Here is a 20,968-nt window from a genome sequence, read left to right as displayed (position 1 = left end):
GCGAGGTTCGGCTCAGGGCTCGTGACTATCCTCCTAATGCTTACCGCACCAGCTTTCGCACCAACTGAACAGCGCCTTCACGCATCAGCTTACGCTTCACTTTAGAGCATCGTTCTTCCCCGGCCTATGAATAACCGCACGGTTGCGACCGCCATCCTTGGCCGCGTACAGCGCTTCGTCCGCTTGCTTGAACAGCGCCTTCGCATCTGATGCGAAGGCGGGAAATTCAGAGATTCCGAGCGACACCGTCAAGACTTGGCCGGTCGGGCTGTTCCCATTCTCCGTCCGGATCCGGATTCTCTCGGCCAGCTCAAACGCCTGTTCAGCCGAACGCCATGGCAGGAGAATCGCGAACTCTTCGCCCCCATAGCGGCAGCACTGGTCCATCGAGCCCTTCTCTTCAACCAGGATGCCCGCCACATAACGAAGCGTCTCGTCCCCATTCTGATGCCCGAACGTATCGTTGACCTGCTTGAAGTGGTCAATGTCGATCATGATGACGGAGAACGGCACTCGCTGGCTGGCCCAATCTTCCACGATCGCCTCCATTCGGCGGCGGTTCCTCAAGCCGGTCAGCACATCGGTTCTGGCCTGCCTCGAGTAGACTTCCGCCCGCTCATCGAGAGTGCGGAGCGCAGCCGACACTGTGTCGTACAACACCTTCGCTTCGAAAATCATGCTTCTAGCCTCGGGCAGCTCCCTCACCGTCGCATCGCCGCGCTTCAACCGCGATGCGGCGGATGCCAGCCGGTTGATCGGGGACGCCAGCCTGTGCGACACGAACAAGGCGAGCAGCAGCAGCAGCACCAGCAAAGGAACGGAGATCAGCGCCATCCGCGAGATGACGTTGTCGACGCTATCTCCCACGTTCTCTGTCGGCGTCTGGAAGATGATTCCCCATCCGGTCGCCGGCACGACCGAGTAGCCGGCCAAGTAGCTTGTGCCAAGCGTGTTCGTCAGTTCCATCTTGCCGCTTCGGCCGCTAAGCAGTTCCTTCACGGCTGGATTGCCGGAGACATTCTCGCCGATGCGGGCCGCCTCCGGATGGAAGATCAAATTGCCATCCGCATCCACCACATAGAAGTAAGAGCCGTTCTCGTTGACCCGCTGCTGGCCGAGCAGCTTCTGGAACACGTTAGATTCCTGCAAGTAGATCGTACCGCCAACGAACCCCATGTATAGCCCGTCCGAACTGTACACGGGATAGCTAGCCAGCACGATCATGTGCTTGGTTAAACTCATGTATGGATCCGAGACGAGAGGCCTCTTCTCCGCCAGGGCTTCCCGAGACTGAACCGAGGTCAGCCGCGAGCCCTTGATGTCCAGCTCTTCCGGCGAAGCTGCCGTCACGGTGCCGGACGAATCCACGAGAACAACCGAGTTGAAGTAAGGAACCGATGCTCTTAGGAAATCCACCTGATGCTGTGCGCTCTTCTGGTTCCCGCTGCCCCCATCCGATATGAATTCCGCGGCTGCCTCGAGCGAATCCTGCATCGACAGCAGAATCGTATTCGTCGTCTGGCTGATCTCCCCCGCAGTGATCAAGTTCATATCCAGCGTATTGTTCGTCAGCGAGCTCTTCTGCGTATTGAAGCTGACTAGGGTATTGAGCGTGAACGTAGCGGCCACCGAGAAAAAAACGATAATAAATATAATAAAGGAGAGCTTAAGCTTGAAGCCTTTCTTTCTCTCATGCCAATAGTGCATTTGGAGGACCATTCCTGCCCTTCGAAAATATAATTGACATTGTTCGACATATTTCGACCAGCTCTTCCTATTCTATCATATTTGAATATCCTTGCAGAGCATCAATAGAAAAAAGCCATCCGCAAGGCGTCAGCCTTGGGATAGCTTGGTGCATCGGATCGGAATGAGATGGAGAGGCTGCCTTGATTAAAGGCTCCAGTCCAGCTTGACCTCGCCGCCTGTGCGGGAGGATTCATAGATCGCATCGATGATCAGATTGCTGCGCAGCCCGGTCTCGGCCGAGGTCCACGGCGTCTTGCCCTCGCGGACGCACTCCAGGAAGTGGCGGGACAGGCGAACGCGGGCGCCCTCGTCATCGTTCGGCGTCGTCAGCGGAACGTCAATCGGCTGATCGAAGCGTTCCATCAGGAACTTGCCTTCATTGCCGCTCAAGTATACGCCGCCTTCCGAGCCCATCAGATGCACGAACGGATTGCTGTCCGTATTCATATGGACAGCCCAGCTCACCTCGAGCGTCAGCGACGCGCCGTTGTCCATCTTAATAATGGCCGTCGCCAGGTCCTCGACGTCGTACGTGCCGTTCCAATCCGGCTTGCCCCAGCCGCCGATCCCCTTCTTGCGGGGACCGAATTCGGCATACGTAGAACCGTATACCGATATCGGCTTCGGCTCGCCCATGAGGTGGAAGGCCAAATCCAGCATATGGACGCCGATGTCGATGAGCGGGCCGCCGCCCGATTCCGCATGCTGGGTGAACCATGTGCCCCAGCCCGGAATCCCCTTGCGGCGATACCAGCCGGTCTTCGCAGTGTAGATATGGCCCAGCTCGCCGCGCTCGATCTGCGCCTTCACCTGCAGCGGAAGCCAATCCCATCGCATCTGATGCGCGACCATCAGCGTCTTGCCTGTACGCCTCTGCGCGCGCACGATATCCTTCGCCGCCGCGGAGTCCAGCCCCATAGGCTTCTCCAGCAGCACATGCTTGCCGCTCTCCAGTGCCTGAACGGCCAACGGCGCGTGATACTTGTTCGGCACGCCGATGATAACCGCGTCGATGTCGCTTCGCGCAATGAGCGCCTCCGGCGAAGGCGCGACGGTCTCAATGCCGTACTGCTTCGCGCGCTGCTCCGCCAGAGGCAGATAAGCATCCGTAATAGCCGTTATCTTGCAGTCATGTTCCAGCTTGCCGAATTCTTGCAGGTGCACGTTGCCGATATTGCCCGCGCCGATCAGGCCGATGCGGACTTGGTCAGAAGAACCCATGGGCGACCCCTCCGTTGTAATCGATTCGCGCGGCCGTTCCGGTTGTCCGGCCGCAAGGCTACAACGTCATCATACTGCAAGGCCCTCTGCCATTACGATGTCCGATTTGGCTATATTTATATCCGACGTGGGTATCCTTGACCCAAATCCGAGGTCTCCGCCGCGTCAATAACTGCCTTCGCCCGGGCGACATCCTTCTCGGTTGCCGCCCGAATGCCCTCCAACGGATATTCCTTGCCTAGCGCCTCCCACTTGTACACGCCCATCCGATGATACGGGAGCAGCTCCAGCTTGCGGACGTTGCCGAGGCGGGCGATGAAGCGGCCGAGCAAGGTCAATTCCCGGTAATCGTCAGTGACTCCGGGAACCAGCACTCGCCGGATCCACACGTCCTGATTCCGCTCCGCCAGCCAGCGCGCGAATGCTAGTATCCGATCGTTCGGCTGGCTGGTCAGCTCCATATGGCGCTCCTGGTCCATTAGCTTCAAGTCCAGCAGCACAAGGTCGGTGACGGCCATGAGCTCCTCGGCGTGGCTGGGATCGCAGAACCCGGAAGTATCCAGCGCTGTATGCAGCCCCCAGCGGCGCTTGCACTCAGCGAACAGCTTAGCGACGAACGGCGCCTGCAGCGTAGGTTCACCCCCCGTGACTGTGATGCCGCCTCCCGAACGAAGATAATAAGGGACGTATGGCTCAATCTCGGCAAGCACCTCATCGACGGTCAACCTCATGCCCTTATCGGTGCTCCAAGTGTCCGGATTGTGGCAGTAGCCGCACTGCAGCGCGCAGCCTTGCATGAACAGCACGAAGCGGATGCCCGGGCCGTCTACGGTGCCGCAGGTGTCCATAGAGTGAATACGCCCTAATGATAACATGGACATCACGCCCTTCTACCTCATCATGAATGCGTTGCTTCTTTAAATTGTGCCGTGGAACGTCCGATTCAGCACATCCATCTGCTGCTCTCTTGTGAGCTTGATGAAGTTGACGGCGTATCCCGACACGCGAATGGTCAGCTGCGGATACAACTCCGGATGCTCCATCGCGTCGAGCAACTGCTCGCGGTTGAACACGTTGACGTTCAGATGGTGCCCGCCTGTAGCCGTATATGCGTCCAGCATCGAGACGAGGTTCGAGACACGCGTCTCATCTTCTTTGCCCAATGCCTTCGGGATGATCGAAAAGGTGTTGGAGATACCGTCTTGGCAGCTCTCATACGGAATCTTGGCGACGGAGCCGAGCGACGCCAGCGCACCCTTGCGGTCGCGGCCGTGCATTGGATTGGCGCCCGGAGCGAAGGGCTCGCCCGCCTTGCGTCCGTCCGGCGTCGTCCCCGTCTTCTTGCCATAGACCACATTCGACGTAATCGTTAAGACCGACAGCGTCGGAATCGAATCGCGGTATGTCTTGTGCTTGCGAAGCTTCGCAATGAACGTCTCGGCCAGCCAAGTCGCGATCTGATCGGCCCGTTCGTCATTATTGCCGTATTGCGGATAATCGCCTTCGATCTCGAAGTCTGCGGCAATGCCTCTCGCATCGCGAATCGGGCGAACCTTCGCATACTTGATCGCGCTTAGGCTGTCGGCGACAACCGACAGGCCCGCGATGCCCGTCGCCATCGTGCGGATGATATCGCGGTCGTGAAGCGCCATCTCGATACGTTCATAGCAGTACTTGTCATGCATGTAGTGAATGACATTAAGCGTGTCGATATAAAGTCCGGCCAGCCATTCCAGCACTTCGTCGTAGCGGCGCATCACTTCGTGGTAATCGAGCGTATCGCCTGTCATCGGCTCCATCTTAGGACCGACTTGGATACCCAGCTTCTCGTCCACGCCTCCATTGATTGCGTAGAGCAGCGCCTTCGCCAGATTGGCGCGAGCGCCGAAGAACTGCATCTGCTTGCCGATCCTCATCGCCGATACGCAGCAGGCGATGCCGTAGTCGTCGCCGTACATCGGACGCATCAGCTCATCGTTCTCGTACTGGATCGAGCTCGTCTCGATCGACACCTTCGCGCAGTACCGCTTGAAGCCTTCGGGCAGATGCTCCGACCAGAGCACCGTCAGGTTCGGCTCCGGAGCCGGCCCTAAGTTGTACAACGTGTGCAGGAATCGGAACGAACCCCGCGTAACGAGGGTCCGGCCGTCCAGCCCCATGCCGCCGATCGATTCTGTCACCCACGTCGGGTCGCCGCTGAACAGCTCGTTGTAGTCCGGCGTCCGCAGGAACTTCACCAACCGAAGCTTCATGACGAAGTGGTCTACCAGCTCTTGGGCTTCGTCTTCCGTCAGCGCCCCTTCTCCGATGTCCCGCTCGATGTAGATATCCAGGAAGCTAGACACCCGTCCAAGGCTCATAGCCGCGCCGTTCTGCTCCTTGATCGCCGCCAGATACGCGAAGTACAGCCACTGGAACGCCTCGCGCGCATTGGCGGCCGGCCGCTTGATGTCGAAGCCGTACGACTTCGCCATCTCCGTCAATTCGCCTAGACTCCGAATCTGCTCGGACAGCTCCTCGCGCAAGCGGATGATCGGCTCCGACATCGCCTCGCTTTCGAGCTCCAGCAATTCCTTGCGCTTCTCAGTTGCAAGCCGATCCGTACCGTACAGCGCCACTCGGCGATAATCACCGATGATTCGCCCCCGGCCGTAGGCGTCCGGCAGCCCCGTAATGATGGCCGCTTTGCGCGCCGTTCTCATCTCCGTCGTGTAAGCATCGAACACGCCTTGATTATGCGTCTTGCGAACATCGGTGAACAACCGCTCGATATCGGCTGGCAGCTTGTAGCCGTATGCCTCGCAGGCATCGACGACCATCCGTATGCCTCCGAATGGCTGAATGGACCGTTTGAGCGGAGCGTCGGTCTGAAGGCCGACGATTCTCTCTCTCGTCTGATCGATATAGCCTGGCGCGTGAGAGATAATCGTTGATATCGTCTCCGTATCCACGTCCAGAACGCCGCCGTTCTCCCGCTCGCGCTTCATCAGTTCAAGAACCTGCTCCCACAATGCCAACGTCTCTTGCGTCGGCGGAGCAAGGAAGGCTTCGTCTCCTTCGTATGGACTCACGTTCAATTGAATAAACCCTGCGACGTCCACCCGCTCCTGCCACGGACCATCTGCGAAATTCCGCCAAGGATGTTCTTCCGTCAAAGCCTTCCTCACTTCGTCTTCAAGCTTCGCCATTGTGAATCTCCTCCCATTCTTCTGCGCCGTCGCTGCCCGCCTGCTCGAATTAAGCGTACGCTCTCTGCGAGGCTCCAACTATGATGCAAATCACATTGTCGCAGGCTCCGCTTCTAGCCGTCTGCCGAGCTTCGTGACAAAGTCAAACCCGAACCCCATCTGCCTGCACTCCCCTTCGGTCACCTCTTCCCAAGCCACTGCATAAGGGAGATCCCTGAGCGAAGTCTTGCCGGCGTCGACCATCGACGTTAACTGGGGCGCGCAGCGGCAGTCATATACGCCGTGCAGCGGGTAGATGCCGTTCAGATCCGACGCCCAGACAGCGTCTGTGCCGGGAAGAAGCCGCTTCATCATCCACTTGGCTGCATCTGGCGACAGATATGGCATATCGCAGCCGACAATCCATGCGAAAGGCTGCTGAGCAAGCGACAGGCCCGCCGCCATCCCTCCGAGAGGCCCGGAGCCCGGCTTGTAATCCGACACGATCCGAACCTGCGGCGGTACGCAGTGCAAATAAGAGCGCGGCGAATTCGTCACGACGATAATCTCGTCGCATAGCTGCTTCATTAAGCGAATCTGCCGTTCGATCAGCGTCTCGCCCTCCAACGGGTACAGCGACTTCATCCCGCCGCGAATGCCGGAGGTAATGCCGCCTGCCAGAATAATGCCGCTTAGCATGCGATTCTCTCCTTTCATCCATCGTCTCCCCCATTTAACGACACGCAGCATCTGCTCCGCAGTGATATAGGTCATTCCGGATATCCCCTGCTCAAAAATCAGGGAATTCCCCCCGCAACATTCAGTCGATCCCCTCATAACCCCGAGATTCTATTAGCGTTACAATAAAGCCAACAAGAAATAAAGGAGCGTGACTCGCATGACGACGACAACGGCGAGCAGGACAGCAAGACTTCCCATAACGAACGAACCGCTCAACGGCACTGCCCGCTTCTTCTCCGCAGACAGCTTCGCCAAGCTGCAAAGCGTGATGTATACCAAGCCGATCGAGAAAGGCAGCGTGCTGTTCTGGGAAGGCGATCCCGCCGATAAGCTGATCTTCATTCGCCGGGGAAGGGTTCGCATTACGAAGACATCCGACAGCGGCCGGCACATCACGCTCTATCTGCTCCAGCACGGGGACCTGTACGGGCAGCTGGATCCTTTTCAGAACCAGGTCCATTCCTTCAACGCAGAAGTACTCGAGGACGGGGAGATCGGCATGATCCAGACAGCCGACCTGGAGGTGCTGCTCTGGCAGCATGGAGATCTTGCGATTGAGTTCATGAAGTGGATGGGGCTTATGCATCGGATGACGCAGACGAAGTTCCGGGACTTAATGCTCTACGGCAAGTCCGGTGCGCTGTGCTCGCTTCTGATCCGGCTGTGCAATTCGAACGGAACGCTGGATAAAGACGGCACGAAGATCTCGCTTAAGATCAACCATACCGAGATGGCGGACATGATCGGCGCGACTCGGGAATGCGTTAACCGAATGCTGGCGGATTTGCGCAAGGAGAACGTGGTTGCCGTGAAGGACGGTCATCTCGTCGTGAAGGACATGGACTATTTGCGAGGTGTCTGCCGCTGCGAGAATTGCCCGCTGGAGATTTGCCGGATGTGAGATTAGAGATGATTCGGAGCGCCTATGCATACTGCATTTCTATAGAGTGCCTTCTCCCAAGCGGAGAGGGCGCTTTTTTGTCGCGAGTCGACAAATATCAGCGGCGTTCAATCGATTTCTTTGAAAAATAGAAATTTTCTCTCGGAAATACCTTACATCGGGCTTAATCTACTCAAAAAAACCTTCTATACTAGGAAGGCATACCCATAACAATCGAAGTTTTGCATACATTCTATGATTTCTATACGAGGTGATTGATGTTGTCCATTGTACGTTTCTATCGCAACAGAAGTCTTATTCTAACGAGCAGCGTCATCATTTCCATCCTGTTCGTCGTTGTCGTCGGAAGTCTAGTCACGATCTCTTACCGAACCCAGAAGAGCACTGAGACAGAGCAGATGCAGGCAATCGGTTCGACTCTCGCCTCGCAGATGAATGCGAACAGCGCTCTCATTAATAACGCTTCGATGTTCCTCTCGACCAATAAGACCGGCGACGCGGTGTTTACGACGCTGCGGCGGCTGTTCGATGGAATCGTCACGGATCCCGACATCATGAATTCCTACATCATGCTTCCGGACATCGCCACAACGGACGGCAAGAGCTACCTGAAGACGCTCCAGACGGATTCCGGGCTGGCTAAGGCAGGCGTCGTGCCAGGATCTGATTATGAGATGTCCGCCGTATTCCAGCAGACCTATACCGAAGCCATTAACAATGGTTACGCGATGTCCGATCCGTATTCGGACGATTATGGAACCTGGATCACGTACCTCGGGACGATAAAGAACAACAGCGGCAAGCCGATCGGCTTGTTCGGCATCGACTTCGACTACGGCGCAATGCAGAAGAGAATGCTGCAGGCGATGTGGCAGTCGATCGCGATCGGCGGCGGCATCGGCATCGTTGCGATCGTTCTGGTGTGCCTATTCATGATGCAGACGCTGAAGCCGCTTCGCCGATTAGCCGCAGTGGCGGGGCAGGCTGCGGGAGGAGACTTGACGGTATCCGTTCAAGTCAATGGCAGCAACGAAGTGGGCCGGGCGTCGCAAGCCTTCAACCAAATGCTCTCCGGCCTGCGCAGTCTCGTTCAGCAGATTCAGAGCACGTCGAGCGAAGTCTCGCAAGCCGCGCTTGATCTGCAGATGAGCTCCGAGCAGACTTCGCGCGCTACTCAGGAGATCGCCAAGTCCGTGCAAGCCGTCTCGGCGGGTTCCGAGACGCAGCTGCAGAGCTCGCAGGAATGCCAGCGTTCGATGAGCGAGATGGCGCTTGGCATTCAACGGATCGCCGAATCCTCGTCTGTCGTCTCCGAACTTGCAGCCGACACCTCGAGGCGGGCTTCGGACGGAGAATCCGTCATTCTATCGACCGTCACCCAGATGCAGTCCATCGAGCGGAATGTCAGCACAACGGTTGGCAGTATGCAGAACGTAGCTGAGCTAAGCAGCCAGATCAACGACATTCTGGTCATGATCTCCGACGTAGCGAAGCGCACCAACCTTCTGGCCCTGAATGCCTCCATCGAGGCTGCCCGCGCAGGCGAGCACGGCAGAGGCTTCGCCGTCGTAGCGACGGAGATCCGCAAGCTGGCGGAGAGCTCCCGCGTATCGTCCGAACAGATTACCGAGATGCTGCAGAATGCCGATGCCAGCATTCAGCAGTCCGTTGGCGCATTGACGGCGACGATGACGGAAGTTCGCTCGGGTTCCGTCGTCGCCGAGCGCGCCGGCGAGACGTTCCGATCCATCGTCGAATCGATCCGGAAGGTAACGGCCCAAGTGCAGGAAGTATCCGCCGCTTCCGAAGAGATGTCCGCCAGCAGCGAAGAGATCGCAGCTTCGCTCGAAGAGCTTGAACGCATCGCGGCGAACGCGACGGACCAAACGGCTCAGGTGGCAGCCGCCTCGCAAGAGCAGCTCGCGACGATCGAAGAAGTCGCGGGCTCGTCTACTCACCTCCGCGAGCTGGCGGACGGGCTCAGAGAAGAGATCGGACGCTTCCGCCTGTAACGCCGACGAAGATCGCACGACAAAGAAGGCTCTCTCCGGGCCAATGCATGGACCCGGAGAGAGCCTTCTTTTACTTTTCAACCGCTAATATGGCCTTATTCCTTGATCAAGGACAAGAACTCCGAGCGCAGCGCAGGACTGGTCCGGAACTCCCCGCGCACCGCGGAAGTGATCGTCTTGCTGCCCGGCTTCTTGACGCCGCGGGAGCACATGCACAAGTGCTCGCCTTGTACAACGACCATGACGCCGTGCGGCTGCAGCACTTCCTCTAGAATATCCGCGATCTGCGACGTAATCCGCTCCTGCACTTGCAGCCGCCGCGTGATCGCTTCGACCAGACGCGCCAGCTTGCTGAGGCCGGCGATCTTGCCGCTCGGGATATAGCCGATGTGCGCTTTGCCGAAGAACGGAGCCATGTGATGCTCGCACTGGCTGTAATAGACGATGTCCTTCACGATCACGAGCTCCTCGTGCTTCTCGTCGAAGGTGACGCCGAGCACGTCCCGCGGATCAACCTCGTACCCCGCGAAGATCTCTTCATACATTCGGGTCACCCGAGCCGGCGTATCGAGCAGGCCTTCCCGTTCGACGTCCTCCCCGATCAGCTTCAGAATCTCGCGGACGTGATGCTCGATCTTCTCCCGATTAGCCGACACGCTCGAGTTGCTATAATCCTTCACTCCAGACATTCCAACCCCTCCTTCCGCCGCACGGCGCTTCTATCCTTGGGCACGCCATTCGGCAATGAACAGCCGAGCCTTACTTGCGGCCCTTCTTGTTGAAGTTCTGTTGCTTCATCATCTGCTGAGCTTTGCTCAACTGCTGCTTGTTCATATTGTAGCCCATCTGTTTGGCCATCTTCGCCAGCATCTCCGGGTTGCTCTGCATCTTCGTCATTTGGCTGCGCAGATAGAACACGCCCCCGATAAATCCAACCACTAAGCCGACGATCAGCGTAATTACTGCAATAATAACGGTCCACATAAGAAAGGTCCCTCCGACTATCTGTAATCAATCCATCTTCCTGCTCGCATAGGCCGCAAGAAGGACTGTCCTATATCATAGCATGGCCCCGCAATCAAGGGCAAACCGTTGGTCTAAAATGGCGCATATTTCATATGGAAGGAAAAGGGGATGCCTGCAGCAAGCAACGAATCGATCCCCCGCCATTCGAGAGGAGGGATGTCCGGGGAGAGTGTGGCGGAGAACGGCGCTCCGAAGCTGCTCATCAGCGATTTGTATTGGGATTCATCAGGATGGCCTTATTATGGTTAACCCTGTTCTGATCTGCCGAGTCGATTAGCGCGCGCCCCGCATAGACGAAGAGGCCAACCCGCAGGCTGGCCTCTTCCCAATCGATATTGTTCACAGCATAACGCCATCCTTGAAAATCGCAATCTCGCGGAACCCGTTCCGTTCGTTGTGCGTCTGCCGCTCGCCCGAAGCGATGCCGGCGATCAGCTCAAGCAGCTCGTCTCGAAGCGCCTCCATGCTCATCCCTTCGATCAGACGGCCGGCGTCGAAGTCGATCCAATTCTTCTTGTGCGCCGCCAACTGGCTGTTCGTGGCAATCTTCACCGTCGGCACCGGCCCGCCGAACGGCGTCCCCCGCCCGGTCGTGAAGAGCACGACATGCGCGCCGGCAGCGGACAATGCGGTAACGGACACGAGATCGTTGCCAGGAGCTTGCACGAGATTGAGTCCCGGCTTGCGGGACGGCTCACCGTAGAGCAGCACGTCCGTAACCGTCGCATGGCCGCCCTTCTGCGTGCAGCCGAGCGACTTCTCCTCCAGCGTCGTAATGCCGCCGTCCTTGTTGCCCGGGGATGGATTCTCATAGATCTCATGCCCGTGACGAATGAAGTAAGACTTGAAGCCGTTGATCAGCTCCACAATATCGTGGAAGACGCCTTCGTCTGCTGCTCGATCCATCAATATCGTCTCCGCCCCGAACATCTCCGGCACTTCGGTCAGCAGCGCTGTCCCGCCAGCCGACGTGATGGCATCCGCCGCGCGGCCGACGAGCGGATTGGCGGTAATGCCCGAGAAGCCGTCCGAGCCGCCGCACTTCAACCCGATGCGCAGCTTGGACAGCGGAACCTCCTGCCGGCTGAACCGCTCCGCGTAATCGACCAGCTCGCCGATCAGCGACAGCCCCTCCTCCAGTTCATCCTCCACCTCTTGCGACTTCATGAACCTCACGCGATCCGGGCTGTAATCGCCGATCACTTGCCGGAACGACTCGATCTGATTGTTCTCGCAGCCGAGCCCGACAACCAGCACGCCGGCCGCATTGCCGTGCCGTACGAGTGCGGCGAGCAGCTTCTGTGTTGCCGTCAAGTCGTCGCCGAGCTGGGAGCAGCCGAACGGATGGGGAAAATGATAGACGCCGTCGATGCCTCGTCCCTCGAACTGCTTCGAGCCGAGCCGGGCAAGCGTCTCGCACGTCTTGCTGATGCAGCCGACCGTGTTGATAATCCAAATCTCGTTGCGAATGCCGACTTCTCCGTTCTCGCGCACGTAGCCTTGGAAGGTCGTCCGGCCTCCCGGCCAAGGAGTGCCGGCAGCTTCTTGGGCCGAGGAAGGACTATACGTGTACTCCAGCACAGCGCCGAGCCCCGTCTTCAGATTGTGCGTATGCACCCAGCAGCCAACTGGAATCTCCTCCTTGGCGACGCCGATCGAATAGCCGAACTTATGCACGTGACGTCCCGCTTCGATCGGACGCAGCGCCAGCTTGTGCCCGCGCGGCACATCCTGCTGCGCATGCACCGTCCTCAGCTCACCGCCGTCTCCAGCCGGCAGGCTGACGGTCTCGCCCGCCCGGATGTCGCGCAGCGCTACAGCGACATCGTCGCGAGGGCTCAGCACGACCGTATCGCCAGCCGAGCCGGCCTCCGTCGCTGCCGCTATTGTGTCGCCGGCAGCTCCGCTTGCCATTGGCGTTCCCGCGTCGCTCATTCTGCCATCGCCTCCATCCTCGTCAACGCATCGGCCAGCGCTTCGCGCAAGCCGGCTACTTCGTTCAGATCCCGGCCCCACCAGGCCGAACGGCTGAGAAGCTCGGCGACCAGCTCCGTCATTCCCCGTTCGCCGCGGTCCACTCCCGCCCAAAGCGCGGCGAGCTCCGCCAGCGCCTCCGGATCGTCGCGCAGCGCGATCGGCTCGCCGTTCAGCCGGCTGCCGGCGTATCCGCCATCCGTCTCTCGCGCGCGATACAGCCGAAGCAGCGAAGCGAACGCCTGCGTGATGCGCGGCGGCAATTCGCCCGTCCGCTCGACATAAGCTTCGAGCGTCGGCAACAGGCGAACCTTGAACTTGGACAGACTGTTCAGCGAGATATCAGCCAGCTTGTGCCTCACGAACGGGTTGGCGAATCGCTCAAGCACTTCTTCGGCGTATCGCCTCATCTCCTCTTCGGGCAGCGGCACCATTGGAACGATCTCGTCCATGATCGCGCCGCGGATGAACTCGCCGTAGACGGGATGCTCCACGGCCTCCCGCACCTCGCTTAGCCCGTTCAGCAAGCCGACACTTGCGATCAGCGTATGCGCGCCGTTCAGAATACGCACCTTACGCAGCTGATACGGCTGAAGCTCGTCGACCCACCGCACGTTCAGCCCGGCGCGGGCGAACGGCAGCACCGCATCTAGCTCCGGCTCGCCTTCGATCGCCCATAGATGATACGGCTCGGCCGCATTGAGGAGCCGATCCTCCACTCCTAATTCGGCGAGCCGCTCCTCCGCTTCCGCCTCCGGGTAACCGGTCACGATCCGGTCGACCAGCGAGTTGAGGAACCGATTATGCTCGCGAATCCACTTCGAGAAGGCTTCCGGCAGCCCCCAATCCTGCGCATGCCGCAGCACGATGTCGCGCAGCTTGTCGCCGTTGCGCTCGACCAGCTCGCACGGAAGCAGCAGCAGTCCGCTCGCCGGATCGCCTTGGAAGCGTTCGAACCGGCGGTGCAGGAACACCGCCAGCTTGCCGGGATACGACAGCACGGGATGATCCGGCGCCCACTCGGACGGCTGATACGTCAGCCCCGCTTCCGTCGTATTCGATACGACGGCTTCAAGCTCGGGGCCATCCGCCAGCGCGAGGAATTCGCCCCACTCTTCATACGGATCGATCATCCGGGAGAAGACGGAGACGAGCTCCAGCTCGTCGACCGTCTTCCCGCCCTGCAGGCCGCGAATCCATTGATGGTACAATCCGTCCTGGCGCTTCAGCTCCGCTAGCTTGGCCGCGCCGGACGGACGCGGCTGCGATACGGCAACGCCGCCTTCGAACAGCCCCTGCTTGTTGCAGCGGTGAATCATCCAATCCGCGAAGCCCCGGAGGAAGCTGCCCTCCCCGATCTGAAGCACCTTAACCGGATAACCCATCAGGCGCTCATATTGCTCTGCGTCTTCGCCTGTTAGGGCCGCCCGGATCAACCGAAGCGGCTCTTTAGGCATCGAGTCAGCCGTCTCCGCGGTCTGCTCATTCGGCTGGAATCCGCTCTCATTCGACCCATCGTTAACCTTCCCGTTTGGCGCTCCGGACGCGCGAATCGCATCCATCCCCCGCCTCGTTCCGATTGGCTTCATCCTCCCGCTCCCTCTCAACGCTTAGACGCCGGCTGCCGTCGGACGATCGATCTGCGCGGACTCGGAGCCGAAGCGGAAGTAAGCTTCGGCATTCCGGTAGCAGATGCCTTCCACGATCGTCTGAAGCAGCTCCATATCGGCCGGAACAAGCCCATTCTCTACCCAATCGCCGATCAGATTGCAGAGGATGCGGCGGAAGTATTCGTGGCGCGGATACGATAGGAAGCTGCGGGAATCCGTCAGCATGCCGACGAACCGGCTGAGCAAGCCCATGTTCGCGAGCGACTTCATCTGGGCGAGCATGCCGTCGATCGTATCGTTGAACCACCACGCGGAGCCAAGCTGGATTTTCCCCGGAATACCGCCTCCTTGGAAGCTGCCGATGATCGAAGCGAGCACATCGTTGTCCCCGGCGTTCAGCGAATACAGAATCGTGCGCGGCAAGCCGCCGTCCATCTCCATGCCGTCCAGCAGCTTGACGAGCGGCCCGGCCAGCGGCCCTGCGTTGATCGAGTCGAAGCCGGTGTCGGGACCAACCTTCTCGAACATCACCGTGTTGTTGCTGCGGTTCGCGTGAATGTGAAGCTGCATCGTCCAGCCGCGCTTGGAATACTCGCGGGCGAGGAACAGCAGCGTGTGCGTCTTGTACTGCGCTTCCTCCTCGGCGGTTACGGACTCCCCGCGCAACGCCTTGGCATAGATCGCCGCTGCCTGCTCCCGCGTCGCTTCCGCGAACATGACGGTGTCGATCGCGTGGTCCGACAGCAGGCAGCCCGTCTGGTGGAACGCCTCGATCCGCTCTTCCAGCGCCTTCAGCAGCAAGTCATAGTTGGATACCTCATACCCGCAGATCTCCTCCAGCCGCTTCAGCCAAGGCCGGAACGTCGCACGCGCCAGCTCCAGCGCCTTGTCCGGACGGAACGACGGCCGAACCTGGAAGCCGTGGCGGTTCTCCTCCATTAACTTCCGATGATACTCGAGGGAGTCCGCCGGATCATCCGTCGTGCAGACGACGCGGACGTTCGAGCCGCGGATCAGGTCCTGGGGCGTGAAGCCGCCTCCGCTTAGCCGAGCATTCGCCTTCTCCCATATAATTGGAGCGTTCTTCTCATTAATGAGCTCATCGATGCCGAAGAGGCGGCGAAGCTCAAGGTGCGACCAATGATAGAGCGGATTGCCGATCGTCATTGGCACGGTCTTCGCATATGCCAAGAATCGGTCGTAGTCGCTGACGCCTTCGCCGCCCGTCACATACTGCTCCTCGATTCCGTTCGCTCGCATCGCCCGCCACTTGTAGTGGTCGCCGTACAGCCATACCTCGGTCAAATTGTTGAACGGCTTGTTCTCGTAGATCGCCTGAGGATCGAGGTGGCAGTGGTAGTCGATAATCGGCATCGGCTTGGCGAATTGTTCATACAGCGTGACAGCCGTGTCGCTTCCCAGCAGGAATCGGTCATCCATAAACGTCTTCATGTGCAGATCTTCCTCCGTCGAATAATCGTATAGTCCTTCTGTCGAAAAAGGTAGTTCCAGCCGCGCCCTCAGTTCGAGCTCGCGCTGATTGCTTCGCGCTTGGAATCGTCCGCAGGGCGGCCGGCTGCCTTAGCTCGGGCAGACGGCTCGTAGAACCGGACGAGATCGTCCACCTTCACCGCTTGCCCGGTGCGGATCGACTTGTTCGCCGCGATGCCCGTCAGAATCGAGCGCGCGCCGTCGATGTGGTTGGCCGCCCGGTTGAACCTATCGGGCGCCGGCACGCCGAAGATATCGTTCAGCAGCACCGGGTCGCCGCCGCCATGTCCGCCTTCGCCCAGCTCGAAGTCTACCTTGTACGCCTCGCCGAACATCGGGAAGACGAGAATGTTCACGCCCTGAACCGCCCCCTCCAGCGCCTTGTCGCCGCCGGAATTGACGTAAGACTGCTCGACGACCTTCATCTCGATGCGGCCCTTCGTGCCGTTGAACGCGATCCGGTAGCCTTCCCAAGGCAAATAGGCGTTTAGCGAGTACGTCAGCTGCGCTTTGTTCTTGTACTTCACGAGCACGCTCATCGTATCCTCGATCGAGATGCCGTCGCCGAATACGCTCTGGTCGCGCTTGTAGCCGTCCTCGTGCTCCGCGTCGAGATACATCGCCTTCAGATGCTCGTTCCCGTCCAGCGGCAGCGCGAACGGATCGTCCTTCGCGTTCGGGTGTCCAGTCGCCCGGTCGTAGAACTTCGTCACGCCGCGCTTCTCGGCGTTCTCCCGGCCGTAGAAGAGCAGGTCGCCCATCGCGAACACCGTGTCCGGCTGCGAGCCGATCCAGAAGTTCACGAGATCGAAGTGGTGCGTCGATTTGTGCACGAGCAGGCCGCCGCTGTTCCGCTTGTCGCGATGCCATCTACGGAAGTAATCCGCCCCGTGCTGCGTGTTCAGCAGCCATTCGAAGTGAATCGAGGTGATGTCGCCGATCGTGCCGTCCGCGATCAGCTCCCGCGCCTTCGTGTGATGCGGCGCGTAGCGGTAATTGAACGTCACGCGGACGCTGCGGCCCGTGCGCTCGACGGCGTCGAGTATCTGCTGGCACTTCTCTTCGTCGACCGTCATCGGCTTCTCGGTGATGACGTCGCAGCCAAGCTCCAGCGCCCGGATGATGTACGTGTGATGCGTCCGGTCGACGCTGGTGACGATGACGGCGTCCGGCTTCTCGGTCTCGATCATGCGCTCGAACTCGTTGCTCTTGTAGGTGCGCACAGCCGGGTAATCGTACTTGCCAGTCAGCAGCTTGTTCGCGTAATCCATGCGGGTCTGGTTCATATCGCAGAAGGCGAGCAGCTCGGACGTGTCCCGGAACATCGTCGCGATCGCGGAATAGAAGAATTCAGCGCGCCCGCCGGCGCCGACCTGTACATACTTTTTCTTCGCCATGCCCCATCTCTCCTTTGTCTTAAGTTCCTTATGAAGAGAATGTACCGCAATTATATGCATATTAGCTCCGCAATCTATGTTATTCTTAATGAAAACCCGCATATTTTGTCCTAACTGGAGGCGTTCGCATGAATCTCAGCAGCGGGCTTCGATACGGCAGCCAGAGCGACCTCTTCTATGTGGAGTACGACCGGAGAAGGGGACATTACTCAATGCCGGCGAACCATATGCACGGCCACTTCGAGCTCTATTACTTGTTCGGCGGCGAGAGGTTCTACTTCATCAAGGACCGTTCCTATGCGATTCAGCCTGGCGATCTCGTATTAATCCCGGGCGACGAGGTGCACAAGACGTCGGATACCGGCGTACCGAACCACGAGCGCATCGTCCTGTACTTCAGCCCCGGCTACTTCCGCCAGTTCACTGAAGAAGAGGCCAAGCTGCTGCTCTCCTCGTTCCGCGGCAGCAGCCGAGTGCTCCGGCTGGAGACGCAGGACAGGCTGCATATCGAACAACTGCTGTACGGGATGCTGCGCGAGATCCAGGAACGCCCTCCCGGGCATGCGCTGTCGATTCGCAATGCCGCCGTGGAGGTACTGCTGTTCGCGGCCCGTCAGGCATTGGATGCCGATGCGGGGCATGCCGAGGGCGCGCCTTCCCCCACCGAAGCCAAGATGACCGAGATCGCCCGGTACATCGCTGCCCATTACCAAGAGCCGATGACGCTGGACGGCTTAAGCCGCCGATTCTATCTTAGCCCGAGCTACCTTAGCCGCACATTCAAGAAAGTAACCGGCTTCAGCTTCACCGAGTACGTCGGCATCACGCGTGTTAAGGAAGCCCAGAAGCTGCTCCGCGAGACGGACGATCGGATCACCGACATCTCGGAGGAGGTCGGCTTCGAGAACCTCTCCCACTTCGAGAAGGTGTTCAAAGCGTTCTCGAGGCTGTCGCCCCGCGGCTACCGGTCGCAATTCCGCGGGAAGCGCTGAGGAGCAAGGCTGTTTTTGTGCCTTGTTCACTCACCCGCTCGCACGCCGCCGCCAACAAGGCTGTTTTTGTGCCTTGTTCACTCACCCGCTCCCACGCCGCCCGCCAACAAGGCTGTTTTTGTGCCTTGTTCACTCACCCGCTCCCACGCCGCCCGCGGCTTACTCCGCGGCTCGCCCCGGCCCTCGCCTCGCCCATTGAACCGCCGAGCGCAGGCCAGCCCCTAACGCAACAAGGACGGCCCCGCGAGCGTCAGCTCGAGGACCGTCCTCTAGGCAAACAAACGATGAATGCCGTCCGTCCGTTACGACAGAACAGCATCGATAAACAGCGTCGTATGCTGCGCAAGATCGATCTCCACCGCACCGACGGCCTCGTCGCCTTCCTTGTCGATGACGCGCACGATCGGCCTTCCCGGCAGCCCTCTATGCTGCCCGACGACGATGCCGGTCCGATTGCTCGACAAGCGAACGGAGATACCGTTCGGATAGACGGAGACGATGCGCATGAATTCGACCAGCACTTGGTGGTCCAGCGCCGTCCCGGACATGGCATGAAGGCGTTCCAACGCTTCGTGAGGGAGTATCGGGCGTCCCTCGGAGAGATCCGTCAACAGATTATCGTAGATGTTGGCGACAGCCACGATTTTCGCATAGAGATGAATCTCGTCCCCCCCGATGCCGCGCGGCTGGCCGGTGCCGTCCACGCATTCGTGATGCTGGAAGGCGACGTGAGCGCTAAGCAGGCTGTATTCCCGCTTCATCTTCAGCAGCTCGAACCCCCGCCACGCATGATGATGGCGGCCTTCGTCCTTCTCCGTCGCGCCAAGCTTGCCGATGTCATGCAGCAGCGCGCCGATCGCCAGCTCCTTCAACTGAATCATGTTCAGCCCCATATTGACGCCGACGAGCGTCGCCATCATGCAGACGTTCATCGCATGAATGTACATCTTGTTATCTTCAGTGCGGATATCGGACAGCTGAACGAGCACATTCTGGTTCTGCAGCACATCGTCCAGCATCTGATCCACCGACTTGCTGATCGCTTTCGTGTTGAATTCCTTGCCGGAGCGCAGCGCATCGAACGATTCCGACATCTGCTTAATGACCATCCGTTTGGTCTCCTCCGACAGCACCTCCTCATCGGGGATGTCGCGGTAGAGCGGATCGTCTATGTATACCATGGTAACGCCGAGCCTCTTGAGCGTGCTGATCATGAAGACAGTCAACTGCACGCCTTCCGACAGAAGTACGGTTCCGTTCGCGGAGAAGATCGTCTTGCCCAGATTCTGTCCCGGCTCCACCATTTCGATGTCTATTAGCTTCAAGTCTTGCTCACTCCTGTTCTGCGTTCCAAACCTATATCTAATATCGGTGAAAATATGTATTTTCGGAAGCCCGGATATCGCTTCTATCGAAAAAAAAGGTTCAAGGATAATTCCCTTGAACCTCGTCGGCGTCACGCCTCCCCGATGCCGGCTGCTGCTCCTTACGCTTGGAGCTGCGCCGCTTCGGTCCGCCGGAGCGGATCGTCTCCAGCGCCTTCTCCGCCGCAGCGCGGACCTGCTCTTCCTCCTCGGTCTCCAAGGCGGACCGCAGCGCGCTCTCGGCTTCGCTGCCGCCGATGCGGCCAAGCGCCCACGCCGCCGTCGCCCGCAGCTCGAAGCGCGGGTCCTCGCGCAGCACACGGGCGACGTCCGGTACCGACTCCGCGTCGCGGAAGTTGCCGAGCCCGATCAGCGCGTTGCGCTGGATCGGCTTGCGGCCGCGCCATGCTGCTGCGCTAGCGCCGAACTTCTCCTTGAACTCGCGGTTGCCCATCTCGAGCAGCGGCCGGAGCAGCGGCTTCGCCACCTCCGGATCGGGCAGCAGCTCCGCATGCTGGCGCGAGTCGATCCCGCGGTTAATCGGACAGACGATCTGGCATGTATCGCAGCCGTACAGCCGATTGCCGATCTTCTCCATCATATCGTCGGATACGATGCCCTTCGTCTGCGTGACGTAGGAGACGCAGATCTGCGCGTTAAGCTGCCCTGGCCCTACTAGAGCGCCCGTCGGGCAAGCGTCGATGCAGCGGGTGCAGTCGCCGCAGCTGTCGGTAATCGGCGTGTCGGGCGGCAGCGGCAAATTCGTAATCATCTCGCCGAGGTACACCCAAGATCCCCATTCCGGCGTCAGGATCGAGGCATTCTTCCCGCTCCAGCCGATGCCGGCTCGCTCCGCCACCGCGCGGTCGGACAGCGCTCCTGTATCCACCATGGACAAGCCGCGCGCTTCCGGCACCCGCTCCGCGATCCAATCGGCCAGCTTGGAGAGCCGGTCGTTCAGCACGCGGTGATAATCCTCGCCCCAAGCGGAACGGGACAGAATGCCCCGTCTTGCTCCCGGCTCCGATACAGGGGGATTGAGCAGCTTCGAAGGGTATGCGACGGCGATCGCGATAATCGATCGGGGGGCGTCGAAGAGCAGAGCCGGATCCGTCCGCTTGTCCAGATCCGGCTCCTCGAAGCCCGATTCATGCCCGAGCTCGCGATGGCGAATGAGGCGATCCTTCAATTCGGTGAAGGGTTCGGCGGACGCCACCCCGATCTTGTCGATGCCAAGGCTCGGCGCCGCCGCCTTCATCTCTTCCTTCAATTGACGCCAGAACGCGGCATCTCTCTGCGGAGCGGCTTGAATGTCCGCCATTA

Annotated in this window: 17 protein-coding genes; 3 read left to right on the top strand and 14 right to left on the bottom strand. The window is 59.4% G+C overall.

From position 1 onward, the window contains the following. Window positions 1-96: 96 nt before the first annotated feature. The 5 genes from H4Q31_RS17075 to mobA all read right to left on the bottom strand — a co-directional run bounded on the left by H4Q31_RS17075 (window position 97) and on the right by mobA (window position 6,911). Window positions 97-1,707, bottom strand: a complete 1,611-nt coding sequence (locus H4Q31_RS17075) for a sensor domain-containing diguanylate cyclase (protein ID WP_185180269.1) — start codon at window positions 1,705-1,707, stop codon at window positions 97-99. A 186-nt stretch (window positions 1,708-1,893) separates the two neighbouring features. After that, window positions 1,894-2,970 (bottom strand): Gfo/Idh/MocA family protein, encoded by a 1,077-nt coding sequence (locus H4Q31_RS17070; protein WP_185180268.1) that lies wholly within the window; start codon window positions 2,968-2,970, stop codon window positions 1,894-1,896. Window positions 2,971-3,086: 116 nt separating this feature from the next. Further along, window positions 3,087-3,845, bottom strand: coding sequence for a pyruvate formate-lyase-activating protein (gene pflA / locus H4Q31_RS17065; protein WP_185180267.1), 759 nt, complete (start codon window positions 3,843-3,845; stop codon window positions 3,087-3,089). A 42-nt stretch (window positions 3,846-3,887) separates the two neighbouring features. Then, window positions 3,888-6,158 carry a formate C-acetyltransferase gene (gene pflB / locus H4Q31_RS17060; protein WP_185180266.1) on the bottom strand — a complete coding sequence of 757 codons (2,271 nt, stop codon included), beginning with the start codon at window positions 6,156-6,158 and terminating at the stop codon, window positions 3,888-3,890. A gap of 90 nt (window positions 6,159-6,248) precedes the next feature. After that, a complete protein-coding gene (gene mobA / locus H4Q31_RS17055; protein ID WP_185180265.1) occupies window positions 6,249-6,911 on the bottom strand; it encodes a molybdenum cofactor guanylyltransferase in 663 nt (220 codons plus the stop codon). 124 nt (window positions 6,912-7,035) lie between these two features. On the opposite strand from mobA, the gene H4Q31_RS17050 reads away from it, so the two are divergent. Then, a complete protein-coding gene (locus tag H4Q31_RS17050; RefSeq protein WP_185180264.1) occupies window positions 7,036-7,779 on the top strand; it encodes a Crp/Fnr family transcriptional regulator in 744 nt (247 codons plus the stop codon). A 260-nt stretch (window positions 7,780-8,039) separates the two neighbouring features. After that, a complete protein-coding gene (locus H4Q31_RS17045) occupies window positions 8,040-9,791 on the top strand; it encodes a methyl-accepting chemotaxis protein (RefSeq protein WP_185180263.1) in 1,752 nt (583 codons plus the stop codon). A 95-nt stretch (window positions 9,792-9,886) separates the two neighbouring features. On the opposite strand, the gene folE is transcribed toward H4Q31_RS17045, so the two are convergent. The 7 genes from folE to H4Q31_RS17010 all read right to left on the bottom strand — a co-directional run bounded on the left by folE (window position 9,887) and on the right by H4Q31_RS17010 (window position 17,289). Next, window positions 9,887-10,480 carry a GTP cyclohydrolase I FolE gene (folE, locus tag H4Q31_RS17040; RefSeq protein ID WP_185180262.1) on the bottom strand — a complete coding sequence of 198 codons (594 nt, stop codon included), beginning with the start codon at window positions 10,478-10,480 and terminating at the stop codon, window positions 9,887-9,889. A 70-nt stretch (window positions 10,481-10,550) separates the two neighbouring features. Continuing rightward, complete coding sequence (locus H4Q31_RS17035; RefSeq protein ID WP_185180261.1) at window positions 10,551-10,775, bottom strand: YneF family protein; 225 nt, start codon at window positions 10,773-10,775, stop codon at window positions 10,551-10,553. A 244-nt stretch (window positions 10,776-11,019) separates the two neighbouring features. Next, window positions 11,020-11,160, bottom strand: coding sequence for a hypothetical protein (locus H4Q31_RS17030; RefSeq protein ID WP_185180260.1), 141 nt, complete (start codon window positions 11,158-11,160; stop codon window positions 11,020-11,022). Beyond that, a complete protein-coding gene (locus H4Q31_RS17025; RefSeq protein ID WP_185180294.1) occupies window positions 11,157-12,731 on the bottom strand; it encodes a UxaA family hydrolase in 1,575 nt (524 codons plus the stop codon). The genes H4Q31_RS17030 and H4Q31_RS17025 overlap by 4 nt, the downstream gene beginning before the upstream one ends. A gap of 17 nt (window positions 12,732-12,748) precedes the next feature. Then, window positions 12,749-14,380, bottom strand: a complete 1,632-nt coding sequence (locus H4Q31_RS17020; protein WP_245347438.1) for a tagaturonate reductase — start codon at window positions 14,378-14,380, stop codon at window positions 12,749-12,751. 21 nt (window positions 14,381-14,401) lie between these two features. After that, complete coding sequence (uxaC, locus tag H4Q31_RS17015; RefSeq protein ID WP_185180259.1) at window positions 14,402-15,853, bottom strand: glucuronate isomerase; 1,452 nt, start codon at window positions 15,851-15,853, stop codon at window positions 14,402-14,404. A 68-nt stretch (window positions 15,854-15,921) separates the two neighbouring features. Further along, complete coding sequence (locus tag H4Q31_RS17010) at window positions 15,922-17,289, bottom strand: Gfo/Idh/MocA family protein (protein ID WP_185180258.1); 1,368 nt, start codon at window positions 17,287-17,289, stop codon at window positions 15,922-15,924. Window positions 17,290-17,417: 128 nt separating this feature from the next. Here H4Q31_RS17010 and H4Q31_RS17005 point away from each other — a divergent pair, with 128 nt between their 5' ends. Further along, window positions 17,418-18,281 (top strand): AraC family transcriptional regulator, encoded by an 864-nt coding sequence (locus tag H4Q31_RS17005; protein ID WP_185180257.1) that lies wholly within the window; start codon window positions 17,418-17,420, stop codon window positions 18,279-18,281. 302 nt (window positions 18,282-18,583) lie between these two features. On the opposite strand, the gene H4Q31_RS17000 is transcribed toward H4Q31_RS17005, so the two are convergent. Together H4Q31_RS17000 and queG are read right to left on the bottom strand one after the other, a co-directional pair. Next, window positions 18,584-19,606 (bottom strand): HD-GYP domain-containing protein, encoded by a 1,023-nt coding sequence (locus H4Q31_RS17000; RefSeq protein WP_185180256.1) that lies wholly within the window; start codon window positions 19,604-19,606, stop codon window positions 18,584-18,586. A 100-nt stretch (window positions 19,607-19,706) separates the two neighbouring features. After that, window positions 19,707-20,966: a tRNA epoxyqueuosine(34) reductase QueG gene (queG, locus tag H4Q31_RS16995; protein ID WP_185180255.1), complete on the bottom strand. Its 1,260-nt coding sequence runs from the start codon at window positions 20,964-20,966 to the stop codon at window positions 19,707-19,709. Window positions 20,967-20,968 lie beyond the last annotated feature (2 nt).

This window comes from Cohnella lubricantis (assembly GCF_014212015.1).
In the GTDB taxonomy this organism is placed as follows: domain Bacteria; phylum Bacillota; class Bacilli; order Paenibacillales; family Paenibacillaceae; genus Cohnella; species Cohnella lubricantis.
Note: the sequence above shows the minus strand (reverse complement) of the source record. Positions and strands in the feature narration are given on the sequence as shown.